Consider the following 12,503-nt stretch of genomic DNA (forward strand, 5'->3'; position numbering starts at 1 on the left):
ACGTCACCTGGAGGTCGCATGCCGCGCAACGCCGAATCCACCGCCTTCCGCAGCGCTCTCGAGGTGATCCGTGGTGTCGAGCCGCGGGTCGCCGACGCGATCGGGGCGGAGCTGGCCGACCAGCGCGAGTCCTTGAAGCTGATCGCCAGCGAGAACTACGCCTCCCCCGCGACGTTGCTGGCGATGGGCAACTGGTTCAGCGACAAGTACGCCGAAGGCACCGTCGGGCGGCGGTTCTACGCCGGCTGCCAGAACGTCGACACCGTGGAGACGCTCGCCGCGGAGCACGCCCGGGAGTTGTTCGGCGCCTCGCACGCGTACGTGCAGCCGCACTCGGGTATCGACGCCAACCTGGTGGCGTTCTGGGCGATCCTCGCCGACCGGGTCGAGTCGCCGGCGTTGCGGCGGGCGCAGGCGCGCCACGTCAACGACCTGACCGAGGCGGACTGGTTCACGCTGCGGCGTGAGCTGGGCGACCAGCGGATGCTCGGCATGTCGCTCGATGCCGGCGGGCACCTCACCCACGGCTTCCGACCGAACATCTCCGGCAAGATGTTCGACCAGCGCAGCTACGGCACCGACCCGGCGACCGGCCTGGTCGACTACGACCGGGTCGCCGAGGCCGCCCGGGAGTTCCGCCCGCTGGTGCTGGTCGCCGGCTACTCGGCGTACCCACGCAAGATCAACTTCCGGATCATGCGGGAGATCGCCGATTCGGTGGGTGCGACGTTCATGGTGGACATGGCGCATTTCGCGGGCCTCGTCGCCGGCAAGGTCTTCACCGGCGACTTCGACCCGGTGCCGCACGCGCACATCGTCACCACCACCACCCACAAGTCGCTACGTGGCCCCCGCGGCGGGCTGGTGCTGTGCGGCCCGGAGCTGGCCGACCAGGTGGACCGAGGCTGTCCGATGGTGCTCGGCGGCCCGCTGCCGCACGTGATGGCCGCCAAGGCCGTGGCACTGGCCGAGGCCCGCCGGCCCGACTTCGCCGGCTACGCCCGGCAGGTCGTCGACAACGCCCAGGCGCTCGCCGACGGGCTGCTACGCCGAGGGGCCACGCTGGTCACCGGCGGCACCGACAACCACCTCGTGCTCATCGACGTGGCCGGCTACGGTCTGACCGGCCGACAGGCCGAGCAGGCGCTGCTGGACTCGGGCATCGTCACCAACCGCAACTCGGTGCCGCAGGACCCGAACGGCGCCTGGTACACCTCCGGCATCCGGATCGGTACGCCCGCGCTGACCACGCGCGGGCTGGGCACGGCAGAGATGGACACCACCGCCGAGCTGATCCACACCGTGCTCACTCAGACCAGCGCCGGAGCGAACCCGGACGGCACCGCCGCCAAGGCGAAATACACCCTCGACCCGGCCGTGGCGGACAAGGTCGGCCGTCAGGCCAACGAACTACTCGCCGGCTTCCCGCTCTACCCGAACGTCGACCTGGACTGACCGGCGTGCCGGGCCGGTGGTCCACCGGCCCGGCACGAACGCCGACGCTGAACGCCGGCACCTGTCAGACGTAGTCGAACGTCCAGAGGAACCACAACGGGCTCGGCGCGGCGCTCAGCTCGCAGTACCACCAGTCCCACCGGCCCTGGCTGGCGCCGTCAGCTCCGTACCACTGGCAGAAGTCTCGGTCGTAGTAGACGCCACGCAGCGTTCCACCCGCCGGGTCCGCCTGTGCCGGCGCCGCCCCGACGGTCAACGCTCCACCTGCCACGGCGAGCGCCGTGAGCGACGCCGCCATCCTCCTGCGCACCATGAAACCTCCCTGCATCCGGGCCCGTCGACACGGAACGCATCGACATCTGCACCCAGGGTTCCGAGGCTCGGGGCGCGCGTCAACGCGTTCCCGAGCGGTGGCCGGCATGAGGCTGGTCAGCTCAGTGGACGCTTGAGGTGATAGCGGTGCACCTCGGTACTGCCCTGCACGTTGTTCACGTCCTCGGCGGCGGAGACCAGCTCCCAACCCTCCCGGCCGACGCGGTTGAGGTGCGCGACGGCGGTGTCACCGTAGGCCGTGACGTCCTTACGCGACCCGTCCGGGCCGTACCAGACGAACGAGACATGAAAATTTCGGCCCTGCCCCTGGTAGCGGCGGACCAGCAGGGCGTACTCCCAGGCAACCATGCCGACCATTATGACCGTCCAACCCGGACCACGGCAGGGCGGCCGTCACAGGTTGCGAAGCGGTGAACGCGGTGAGTCGCCGCCCGGCGCGGATCAGCCGACCGGCACCGTACGCAGCCTGCGAGCGGCAGCCGGGTCGGCGCACCCGGCCAGGGCCAAAGCGTCGCGCACCTCGTCGGCGACCAGGACACCGTCGGCCCCCAACGCCAGAGCATCACGGAAGCCGGGCAGCGGGGTGACACCCGGTGTACCACCGTGGGCCAGCGGCCAGCGCCCGCTCACCGTCGGGGTGAACCAGCCGCTGGTACGCCATCGGCGGCACGCCCACGGGCATCGCATGCTCACGGCCGCGCAACCGGCACCGCAGCGTCGGGGCGGTCACCCCGTGGCGGCCCGTTCGTTAGCTCCATGAGGTCCACCATCGCCACATCGCCATTGCCGACGTCCGCCGCCGCGCCGACACCCGCGGACTCCTACCGCCGGCACCCACCGCGGGCGCCGACTAGCGTACCGTCGGGTGGTGGCCAGTTGGGACGACGTACGCCGGATCGCGCTGGGCCTGCCGGAGACCACCGAGCGGCCCTCCTACGACGGGGTGGCCGCCTGGCGGGTGCGGGACAAACCGTTCGTCTGGGAACGCCCGCTACGCGGTAAGGAACTCCTGGATCTGGGTGCGAGCGCGCCGGACGGTCCGGTCCTCGGGGTCCGGGTGGCGGATCTCGGCGTCAAGGAGGCGTTGCTCGCCGACGATCCCGGCCTGTTCCTCACCACACCTCACTTCGACGGCTACCCGGCGGTACTGGTACGGCTGGACCGGATCGACGTTCCCGAGCTGACCGAGCTGATCGTCGAAGCCTGGTACGCCCGCGCCCCGAAACGCCTGGCCCGGGCCCACCAGGCGGAGACAGCCCCAACCACAGCGGCGGACTGACGCGTTCGTCTGCTGTTCGTCCCCCCGCCACACCGGTGTCGCCCGGTCCGCGTACCGTCGACGCACGTGATCAGCCGCCCGGCGACCGCCGAGGTACGCGCGTTGCGCCGTATCGGTGACACCGCCCCGCACAACGCCTTCACCGACCTGGTCCGGTACGCCGGACGCTGGTTCTGCGCGTTCCGCCAGGGCCGGTCACACCTGTCCGACGACGGCGTGCTGCGGGTGTTGACCTCCTCGGACGCCCGGTCCTGGCAGTCCGCGGCCGTCCTCGCAGAAGCCGGCGTCGATCTACGCGACCCGCGCTTCGTCGTACGTCCCGATGGGCGGTTGCAGTTGCTCGCCGCCGCCGCGACCGGCACGCCGAAACGGTTCCGGACAGTCACCACGGTCAGCGGCGACGGCCACCGGTGGGACCGGCCGCAGCCGATCGGCGAACCGGACGTATGGGTCTGGCAGGCCGCCTGGCACGACGAGGCGATGTACGGTATCGGCTACGCCACCCGGGAGCCACGTTTCGTCCGGCTCTACCGCAGCGAGGACGGCTTCGACCTGCGACCGGAGGTGGACACCCTGTTCTCCGGTGGCTACCCGAACGAATCCGGGTTGATCTTCGAACCGGACGGGACCGCCACCTGCCTGCTGCGGCGCGACGGCGGTACGGCCACCGCCCAACTCGGCCAGGCCCACCCGCCGTACCGGGAGTGGACCTGGACCGATCTCGGGGTACGCGTGGGCGGCCCGGCGCTGTACCGGGTACCCAATGGGACCCTCGTCGCCGGCGTACGGCTACACGACGGTGCGGTGCGGACCGCGATCTGCGCCGTCGACGTGGCCCGGGGCCGGCTACAGGAGTTGGTGACCCTACCCTCCGACGGCGACTCCAGCTATCCCGGTCTGGCCTGGCACGACGGGCTGCTGCACGTCAGCTACTACTCCTCCCACGAGGAACGCAGCTGCGTCTACCTGGCCGAGGTCGACCTCGGGTCGCGCTGAGGGCCAGCGGGCCACCGCGCTGACATCCTGATCGCGCCCTCCGGTGACGCGGGTGCGACCTCTCACCGGGATGCCCCGGCAGGTACCGGGGTCTGCGCGTGGATGTGGAAGCGCAGGGACCTGGCGTCGGTGAAACACTCCCGCATCGGCCGGACCAGTTCACGGTGTTCCGGGCTGCGCTCCCACGCCTCGAAGTCGGTCAGGCTAACCCACTCGCTGGTGATCAGCCACTGCTCCGGGTCGGTCGACGAACGGCACACCTGGTCGACCAGGTGACCCGGTACCCCGTCGGCAACCAGGTGCCGCACCGCCTCGTAGGCCCGGAGGAAGTCGTCGGTGCGCTCATCGGGCACCCGGACCAGGAACACCACCCGTGCTCGGTACCCCGGCCGGTCACGTCCACCACGCTCACCGGCCCGCTGCACACCATCGCGTTCGCTCACCACGGCTCCTGTCCGGCCGGCGGCGCACCGCGCAGCACCAGCGCACTGTTGAATCCGTCGAATCCCCGGGCGCAGACCAGCGCCACCCGGGTACGCGGCCGCCGGGCGACCCGCAGAAAGTCCAGCTCACAGCCATCGGCGACGGTCTCCGGACCGGCCGAGGCAGGAATTGTGTCGTGGGCGAACGCGAGCAGGGCGGTGGCCACGTCGAGTGCCGACCCACCCTGATGCGCCCGCCCGGTCAACTCCTTGTGGGTACTGACCGGTGGGGTGCGGGTGCCGAAGACGGCCCGCAGGGCGCCCGCCTCGGCCCGGTCGTAACGGGGCACCCCGAGCGCGTCGGGGACCACCACATCCACCTCGCCCGGTTCGACGCCGGCTCGGCCCAGGGCCAGTCGCATCGCGCGGGCGTACTGGTGGGGATCACCGGCGCCGTCGGAGCTGGTGTGCGCCGCATCGTGGGTGGCGCCCCAACCGGACACCTCGCCGTAGATCCGTGCGCCCCGTTCGACGGCGTGCTCCAGCGCCTCCACAACGAACACCGCACCTCCCTCAGCGGGCAGGTAACCGCTGGCGGTGGCGTCGAACGGCCGGTAGGCGACCGGTGGATCGGCCACCTCGCTGAGCAGACCGGACCGCAGCTGGCAGGCCAACGCGTACGGGCTCAGCGGGCACTCGGTCGCCCCGGCGAGCACCACCGAGGCACCCCGCCGAACGGTCCGCACCGCGTGCGCGAGGCTGTCCAGGCCACCGGCCGACTCTGCCACCAGCACCCCGCACGGACCCTTCGCCTGGTGCCGGATGGACAGCTGCCCGACGCTGGCCGCGTAGAACCAGGCGATCGACTGGTAAGCGCCGACCGTACGCGACGGTGACGACCACAGGCGTTGCAGCTCCCGCTGGCCGAACAGATTCCCCCCGGAGGAGCTGGCCAGGGTCACCGCCCAGCCGTTCGGTTCGGTGGCCCGCTGCGGCAGACCGGCGTCGGCGAGCGCCAACGCGGTGGCAGCGAACCCGAGGTGTGTCCACCTGTCGGTCTGCACGAGGGCGCGGTTGTCGGCGTACCGGCCCGGGTCGAAGTCCGCGACCTCACCGCCCAGCCGGGTCGGGTACCCGGCGGCGTCGAACAGGGTGATCGGCCCGATACGACGGTGGCCGGCCAGGACCGTACGCCAGTGCGCGTCCGCGCCGACACCGCTGGGTGCCACCACCCCGACCCCGGTGACCACGGCCCGCCGGCCCGCCGTGCCGTCACCCCACCGGCCAGCCGGGGTCGAGGGCGCACTCACGGTGTCACGTCCCGCGCCGGGCGGCGGAACAGCATGGCCGACTGGAAGCCGCCGAAGCCGCTGCCCACCGAGAGCGCCACGTCCACCGGTACCTCCCGGGCCTCGTTGGGCACATAGTCCAGGTCGCACTCCGGATCCCGGGTGGCCCAGTTCGCAGTCGGTGGGACCACCCCGAACTCGATCGCCAGTGCGCACGCGGCCATCTCGATGGCGCCGATGGCGCCCAGCGAATGTCCGACCATCGACTTGATCGAGCTGATCGGCACCTGGTAGGCCGCCGATCCGAGTGACCGCTTGAACGCGGCCGTCTCGTGCCTGTCGTTCTGCCGGGTACCGGAGCCGTGCGCGCTGATGTAGGAAACGTCCTCCGGCGCCAGTCGGGCCTGCCGCAGCGTGTCGGTGATGGCCAGCCCCATTTCCAGTCCGTCGGGGCGCAGCCCGGTCATGTGGTAGCCGTTACTGCGGCTGGCGTAGCCGGCCAGCTCGCAGTAGACGTGCGCCCCACGCCTCGCCGCATGTCCGGCCTCCTCCAGTACCAGCACCGCCGCCCCCTCGGCGAGCACGAAGCCGTGCCGGTCGGCGTCGAAGGGCCGGGAGGCGTGCGCCGGGTCGTCGTTGTCCGGGCTGGTGGCCTTGATGGCGTCGAAGGAGGCGACGGTCACCGGTGAGATGGGCGAGTCGGCGGCCCCGGCCAGCACGACGTCCGCCTCACCGTCGACGATCAGCTGGTGGGCGTACCCGATGGCGTCGATGCCGGAGGTGCAGCCCGTGGAGATGACCTGCGCCGGACCGTGCAGGCCGTGTCCGCAGGCCACGTCGGCGGCCAGGCTGCTGGGCATCAGCGCCGGGTAGAGGTACGGGCCGCCGAGTGCCGCGTCGACGAGCCAGCGTCTACCACTGTCGCTCACCGTCACGTACTCCTGTTCCAGCGCCATGGTGCCGCCGACGGCGGTGCCGAGGACCACACCCGTCCGGTCGCGTTCGGCGTCGGTGAGTTCCAACCCGCTGTCGGCGACCGCCTCGGCGGCACAGGCGAGCGCGAACTGCACGTACCGGTCGGCGCGCTGCCGTTGGGCGGGGGTCAACCCGGCGGCGTCCGGATCGAAGTCGCACTCGGCGGCGATCTGCGACCGGAACGGTGACGGGTCGAAGAAGCTGATCCGCCGGGTCGCCGTACGCCCCTCGGTGATGCTCTTCCAGAAGCGGTCCCGGGTCGTACCGCCCGGGGCCACCACCCCGACGCCGGTGACCACGGTGCGCCGGGTGGTCACGACCCGTCCCGTTGTTCGACGAGTTCCGTGTCGACGTGGCCGAGTTCGGGACGCGGAGCCAGCGGTCCGAGGTGGAAGACCACCTCGGCGGGTACGTGCCCGGTGTTGCGCAGCCGGTGCCGGACGTTACGGGTCACGAACAGTGCCTCACCGGCGGCCAGCGGCACCGGTTCGTCGTCCAGGTCGACGGTGATGGCGCCCCGGGCGACGTAGAGGAACTCCTCGCTGTAGGGGTGGTAGTGCTCGGCGATCCGCTCTCCCGGCGCCATGGTGGCCACCCCCATGAAACCCGAGGTGCTGCCGACGGTACGCGGGCCGAGCAGGACGCGCAGTTCACCGCCGCGCCGGCGGTCTGCGGGTACGTCCCGGGCGGCCACCAGGGCGAGGTCACTCATCGGCTGCTCCTGTCGCGTTCGGGCCGGTCGCCCCGGCCGCCGTCGCCGTGCTCGTCAGCTGGTCGTTCGTCGGCGGCCTGCTCGCCGGGTACCCGGCGAGCCGCTCGATGCGCTCCTTGATCACGGCCAGTTGCACCGCGCTGTTGGTGTTGATCCGGTCGGTCATCCCGGCGTTGTCGACGGGTGCGGTCGGCTTCATCGCGAAGTCCTGCATCCAGGTCATCCGAACGCCCTCTGGTTCCTCCGCGTACGTCCAGTGGATCCGCATGTACTCGAACGGCCCGGTCTCCACCCGGCGGGCGTGCACCTGCCGGGTCGCCGGGTCCGCGGTGCGTTCGCTGACCCAGCTCCAGGCGACTCCGTTCTCGTCGGGATGCATGGTCAGGCGGAACCGGACGGTGTCGCCGTCCCGATCGATGATCTCGGTGCGCGCGTACTCGGTGAACAGGTCCGGCCAGCCCGCCACGTCGTTGGTCACCGACCAGACCAGTTCCAGCGGTGCGGCGATGACGATGCTGTTCTCGGTGTGCCCTGGCGGGTCGGCCTGCCGGGCGACCAGATCGGCCACGGCCGGGATGCTCAACTCGGCGGCCTGCTCCGGAATGCTGACCCGCCATCGGTCGGCGACCACCGCCGAGAGTTCGAGCAGGGCGAGCGAGTCCAGGCCCAGTTCCGCCAGGGAGGCGGCGGGGGCGCGAGCGGCGGTGTCCGGGTCGAGTCCACAGTTGGTCACCAGGATGTCGGTTATCTCCGCGGTCAGCGAACGGCCGTCGGTGACGGTCATCGTTTCCTCCTCGGGTGTGCGGGTTTCGGTGCGGCGACAAGGCGGTCCACCAGCCCGGTGGAGTGACGCCCCTTGCGGAACTCGGCGTCGTCGAGCACCCGCCGGACGAACGGGATGGTGGTCCGCATCCCCGGCCCGGAGATGTCGAACTCGCCGAGCGCCCGGTCCAGCCGGCTCAACGCCAGGTCGCGGTCCGGCGCCCAGACCGCGACCTTCGCCAGCAGCGAGTCGTAGTGCGGCCCCACCAGATATCCGGGGTGGCCGTGGGTGTCGACGCGGGTGAACGGGCCGCCGGGTGGGACGAACCGCTCCAACCGTCCTGGTGTGGGCGCGAAGTCGCGGTCCGGATCCTCCACGTTGACCCGGCATTCGATGCCCACCCCGGTGAGCCGGACGTCCTCCTGACGCCAGCGCAGCGGTGTGCCGGCGGCGACATGGAACTGCTCGTGAACCAGGTCGATTCCGGTGATCATCTCAGTGACGGGGTGTTCCACCTGGATACGGCAGTTGATCTCCAGGAAGTGGAACCGCTCCTCGGCGTCCACCAGGAACTCCACCGTCCCGGCACCGGTGAACCCGACGTCGAGCGCGCCGCGCAGGGCGGTACCGGCGATGGCGTCGAGCGTCGCCGGGGACAGCGCCGGAGCGGGCGCCTCCTCGACGAGTTTCTGATGTCGACGCTGCACCGAGCAGTCCCGGGTGCCCAGGTGCACGCCGTTGCCGTGCGAGTCGCAGAGCAGTTGGACCTCGACGTGCCGGGCATCGGTCAGGTAACGCTCGACGTAGACCCGGTCGTCGCCGAAGGCCGCCTGGGCTGCGGCCCGGGTACGCGCGTACGCCCGAGGAAGCTCCGCCGGGGCGGCGACCACGGTCATCCCGCGGCCACCTCCCCCGGCTGCGGCCTTGATGATGACCGGATACCCGACCTCGGCGGCGACGGCCGCGGCATCGGCGGCGGTCGGTACCGGCTGCACGGCACCCGGTGCCAGCGGTAGGCCGGCCCGGCTCATCAGTGCCCGGGCGGCGGACTTGTCGGCCAGCATGGACATCACCTGGGGCGACGGGCCGACGAAGGTCAGCCCGTTGTCCGCGCAGATCTCCGCGAAATCAGCGTCCTCGGAGAGGAATCCGTAACCCGGGTGCACCGCCTGGGCGCCGACCTTACGGGCAGCCTCCACCACCGCCGCAGCGTTGAGGTAGCTGCGCCGGCTGGCCGAGGGGCCGATCCGGACGGCCTCGTCTGCCAGTCGCACCGCCGCCGAGTCGGCGTCCGCGGTGGAGTAGACGACCGCGGTGCGGATGCCCAGTTCCCGGCACGCACGAAGGATACGCAGGGCGATCTCGCCGCGGTTGGCGATCAGCACCTTGGAGAACATCGGCGCACCACCTCAGGCCGGATCCAGGACGACGAGTGGCTGGTCGTACTCCACCGGCTGTCCGTCGGTGACCAGGATCTCGACGACCCGACCAGGTCGGTCCGCCACGATCTCGTTCATCAGCTTCATCGCCTCGACGATGCCGACGACCTGCCCGGGCCGGACCAGGTCACCGACGGCCACGAAGGGTGCCGTCCCCGGCTGCGGCGACCGGTAGAAGGTGCCGACGATCGGTGAGTGGACGCTGGTACGGGCCGCCGGAACCGCAGGTGGCGGTGCCACCGGCGGGTCCGCCGCGGTGCGGGGGGCAGGTGCGGCGACGCCCGGAGCCGTGGTGTCCGGCGGGAGCCCCGGTTGCGGTCCGGCCCGCCGGTCCCACTCCACCTCAAGCTCGGCCTCACCGAGGCGCAACCGCAGGCGGCACACCGGGGCGGTCAGTTCGACGATGACCTGCTGGGCGTGGCGGCGTAGTTCGGCCAGGGCGTCGGTGCTCCGGTGCCCGCCGAGGTCGACCGCCGGTGCGTCGCCGGCCGTGGGAACGCCGCTCATCGGGCACCTGCCGGGGCTGCGGCACGGGCGGCGCCGAAGCGGCGGAAGCGCTGCCGCCGTCGCTGGACGAGGGTCACCGCCGGCACCTCCATCAGGGGCAACAGGTTCGTCAGCAGCGCGTGGCGGACGGCTCGTCCCGTCGCCTCGGTGTCGTCGGCGGCTGAGCCTGCCGGCTCGGGAACGACCTCGTCGACGATCCCGAGCCGGCACAGATCCGGCGCCGTCAACCGCAGCGCCCGGGCCGCCTGCGGAGCAGCGGCACGACCCGGCCAGAGGATCGCAGCGCAACCCTCGGGGCTGATCACCGAGTAGACCGCGTGCTGGAGCATCAGCACCCGGTCGGCCACCGCCAGGGCGAGCGCACCGCCGCTGCCGCCCTCTCCGGTCACCACGGCAACCACCGGTGTGGGCAGCATGCTCAACGTCAGGATGTTCTCCGCGATGGCCGCCGCCTGACCGTGCTCCTCCGCCTCGAAGCCCGGGTCGGCCCCCGGGGTGTCGACCAGGGTCACCACGGGCAGTCCGAGCCGGGCCGCCAGTCGCATCAGCCGCAACGCCTTGCGGTGGCCCGCCGGGGTGGCCATGCCGAAGTTGCGGGCGGCCAGCTCTGCGGTGGTGTGTCCCTTCTGGTGGCCGATCACCATGACGTGCCGGCCGGCGAGCTGCGCCATCCCACCCACCACCGCCGGGCAGTCCCCGCCGAGCCGATCACCGTGCAGTTCCGTGAAGCCGTCGAAGGTGGTCTCCAGGTAGTCCAGGGTGGTGGGGCGGCCCGGGTGCCGAGCCAGGCGTACCGTCTCCCAGGCGTCGCGGGCTGGTGACCGCAACGGTCGGCCCGGGCGGGCCGCGTCGGGCGGTGGGGCGGTCACCCCGGACCGGATCGTCGTCGGGCTTGCGACGGCGGCGAGCAGGGTCGCCAGTCGGGCGCGCAGCGCGTGCCGGGGTACCACCATGTCGACCTGGCCGTGCCGCAGCAGGAACTCGGCGGTCTGGAATCCGGCCGGGATGTCGCGGCCGGTCACCTGGCGGATCACCCGGGGGCCGGCGAAGCCCATCCGGGCGCCGCTCTCGGCAAGCACCAGGTCGGCGCTGGTGGCGAAGGAGGCCGCCACCCCGCCGTAGGTAGGGTCGGTCAGCACGCTGATGGTGAGCAGGCCGACCTCGCGTAGCGCGGCCATCGCCTGGCTGACCGTCGCCATCTGCATCAACGACAGCGCGCCCTCCTGCATCCGGGCGCCGCCGGAGGCGGTGACCAGGACCAGCGCAACGCCTGCGGTCAACGCCTGCTCGGCGGTACAGGTGATCAACTCTCCGACGGCGCAGCCCAGACTGCCGCCGAGGAATCGGAAGTCCATCACCGCCAGGGCACAGGGCGATCCGCCGACCGTGGCGGTGCCGCACAGCACCGCCTCCGACAGGCCGGTGTCGGTGCGGGCGGCAGCGAGCCGGTGCGGGTAGGGCAGGGCGTCGACGAACCCGATCGGATCCACCTCGACCACGTGGTCCGGTAGCGCCCGGAACGATCCGGGGTCGACAAGCTGGTCGACGCGCTCCGGGGCGGCGAGCCGGGCGTGCAGTCCGCACTCCGGGCAGACGTCGAGGTTGCGGCGAAGCCGCTTGCGGTAGAGCAGTGCGGCACAGCCGCCGCACCGGGACCACAGCGTCTCGCTCGACGGGGCGGCGGCGGTCACGGTCGGCGCCCGTCGAAGCGGTAGAAGCAGCGTGCCATGGCGTCCCGGGGCGATCGCCAGTCCGGCAGGTACGGCGAGATGTACGGGCTCAGCCGACTGCTGACGCGGACGAACTCCGGGTGTCGCCGGACTGCTTCGACCGCATCGTCGCCGGCCGAATCGGTCTCGACGAGATGCAGGTACAGGTCGTGCAGGCGGTACAGCGAACGATGCCGGACCCCGACCAGGCGGGGCAGTTCGGTCGTGTCGGACTCGGCGAAGATCCCGGCGACCGCCGACTCGGCGGTCGGGACCACCTTCGCGACGATGAGCGTTCGGTCCATGCTGGTCCTCCCCGTAGGCCGGTCGGACGCCACCGGATAGGTCCGGACGGCTGCTGCCAGGATGCGGAGCACCGCGTCACCCGGCCGTCACCGACACCCCCGGCAGGCACCAGCGTCAGTGACGCTGTGTTGACGCAAGCTGTGGTTCAGCTGAGCAGCACCGGTAGCTGCCGTCAGCAAGATTGGCCAGTTCAGAGGGCGTCTCACAGAAGGTGCGGGGTTGCATTACCGACAAAATCGTTGACTCAGAGTAACGGCTATTGATAACTTTCGTAGCGGTCAGACCCGGCACCGCACCCCGCGCACGACGGCACGACGG

General features: G+C 71.5%; 14 protein-coding genes and 1 pseudogene. 3 read left to right on the plus strand and 12 right to left on the minus strand.

Annotated elements, in window-relative coordinates:
* Window positions 1-18: 18 nt before the first annotated feature.
* Window positions 19-1,455, plus strand: a complete 1,437-nt coding sequence (locus tag HCA58_RS15320) for a glycine hydroxymethyltransferase (RefSeq protein WP_169598507.1) — start codon at window positions 19-21, stop codon at window positions 1,453-1,455.
* A gap of 64 nt (window positions 1,456-1,519) precedes the next feature.
* On the opposite strand, the gene HCA58_RS15325 is transcribed toward HCA58_RS15320, so the two are convergent.
* The 3 genes and pseudogenes from HCA58_RS15325 to HCA58_RS15335 form a co-directional block, all read right to left on the minus strand.
* Window positions 1,520-1,768: a hypothetical protein gene (locus tag HCA58_RS15325; protein WP_205808706.1), complete on the minus strand. Its 249-nt coding sequence runs from the start codon at window positions 1,766-1,768 to the stop codon at window positions 1,520-1,522.
* Window positions 1,769-1,884: 116 nt separating this feature from the next.
* A complete protein-coding gene (locus tag HCA58_RS15330) occupies window positions 1,885-2,145 on the minus strand; it encodes a hypothetical protein (RefSeq protein ID WP_169598508.1) in 261 nt (86 codons plus the stop codon).
* A gap of 253 nt (window positions 2,146-2,398) precedes the next feature.
* Window positions 2,399-2,518: pseudogene (locus HCA58_RS15335) on the minus strand (alpha-hydroxy-acid oxidizing protein); the annotation flags it as partial.
* Window positions 2,519-2,656: 138 nt separating this feature from the next.
* On the opposite strand from HCA58_RS15335, the gene HCA58_RS15340 reads away from it, so the two are divergent.
* Window positions 2,657-3,067, plus strand: coding sequence for an MmcQ/YjbR family DNA-binding protein (locus HCA58_RS15340; protein WP_169598509.1), 411 nt, complete (start codon window positions 2,657-2,659; stop codon window positions 3,065-3,067).
* Between the two features lie 66 nt (window positions 3,068-3,133).
* Window positions 3,134-4,063 carry an exo-alpha-sialidase gene (locus tag HCA58_RS15345; RefSeq protein WP_169598510.1) on the plus strand — a complete coding sequence of 310 codons (930 nt, stop codon included), beginning with the start codon at window positions 3,134-3,136 and terminating at the stop codon, window positions 4,061-4,063.
* A 62-nt stretch (window positions 4,064-4,125) separates the two neighbouring features.
* On the opposite strand, the gene HCA58_RS15350 is transcribed toward HCA58_RS15345, so the two are convergent.
* Genes HCA58_RS15350 through HCA58_RS15390 form a run of 9 tightly spaced genes read right to left on the minus strand, consistent with a single transcriptional unit; the run spans window position 4,126 to window position 12,184 of the window.
* Window positions 4,126-4,488: an antibiotic biosynthesis monooxygenase family protein gene (locus HCA58_RS15350; RefSeq protein ID WP_169598545.1), complete on the minus strand. Its 363-nt coding sequence runs from the start codon at window positions 4,486-4,488 to the stop codon at window positions 4,126-4,128.
* A 14-nt stretch (window positions 4,489-4,502) separates the two neighbouring features.
* Window positions 4,503-5,795 carry a beta-ketoacyl synthase N-terminal-like domain-containing protein gene (locus HCA58_RS15355; protein WP_169598511.1) on the minus strand — a complete coding sequence of 431 codons (1,293 nt, stop codon included), beginning with the start codon at window positions 5,793-5,795 and terminating at the stop codon, window positions 4,503-4,505.
* Window positions 5,792-7,066 (minus strand): beta-ketoacyl-[acyl-carrier-protein] synthase family protein, encoded by a 1,275-nt coding sequence (locus HCA58_RS15360; RefSeq protein ID WP_169598512.1) that lies wholly within the window; start codon window positions 7,064-7,066, stop codon window positions 5,792-5,794. The genes HCA58_RS15355 and HCA58_RS15360 overlap by 4 nt, the downstream gene beginning before the upstream one ends.
* Window positions 7,063-7,461 (minus strand): cupin domain-containing protein, encoded by a 399-nt coding sequence (locus HCA58_RS15365; protein ID WP_169598513.1) that lies wholly within the window; start codon window positions 7,459-7,461, stop codon window positions 7,063-7,065. Before HCA58_RS15365 ends, HCA58_RS15360 begins: the two co-directional genes overlap by 4 nt.
* Window positions 7,454-8,245: an SRPBCC family protein gene (locus HCA58_RS15370; RefSeq protein ID WP_169598514.1), complete on the minus strand. Its 792-nt coding sequence runs from the start codon at window positions 8,243-8,245 to the stop codon at window positions 7,454-7,456. The genes HCA58_RS15365 and HCA58_RS15370 overlap by 8 nt, the downstream gene beginning before the upstream one ends.
* Window positions 8,242-9,621, minus strand: coding sequence for an acetyl-CoA carboxylase biotin carboxylase subunit (locus HCA58_RS15375; protein ID WP_169598515.1), 1,380 nt, complete (start codon window positions 9,619-9,621; stop codon window positions 8,242-8,244). The genes HCA58_RS15370 and HCA58_RS15375 overlap by 4 nt, the downstream gene beginning before the upstream one ends.
* A gap of 12 nt (window positions 9,622-9,633) precedes the next feature.
* Window positions 9,634-10,170, minus strand: coding sequence for an acetyl-CoA carboxylase biotin carboxyl carrier protein (accB, locus tag HCA58_RS15380; RefSeq protein ID WP_169598516.1), 537 nt, complete (start codon window positions 10,168-10,170; stop codon window positions 9,634-9,636).
* On the minus strand, window positions 10,167-11,861 hold the full coding sequence (locus tag HCA58_RS15385) for an acetyl-CoA carboxylase carboxyltransferase subunit alpha (RefSeq protein WP_169598517.1): 1,695 nt from the start codon (window positions 11,859-11,861) through the stop codon (window positions 10,167-10,169). The genes accB and HCA58_RS15385 overlap by 4 nt, the downstream gene beginning before the upstream one ends.
* Entirely contained in the window at window positions 11,858-12,184 is a 327-nt protein-coding gene (locus HCA58_RS15390) for a TcmI family type II polyketide cyclase (protein ID WP_169598518.1), read from the minus strand. Before HCA58_RS15390 ends, HCA58_RS15385 begins: the two co-directional genes overlap by 4 nt.
* Window positions 12,185-12,503 lie beyond the last annotated feature (319 nt).

The organism is Micromonospora sp. HNM0581, from assembly GCF_012726175.1.
In the GTDB taxonomy this organism is placed as follows: domain Bacteria; phylum Actinomycetota; class Actinomycetes; order Mycobacteriales; family Micromonosporaceae; genus Micromonospora.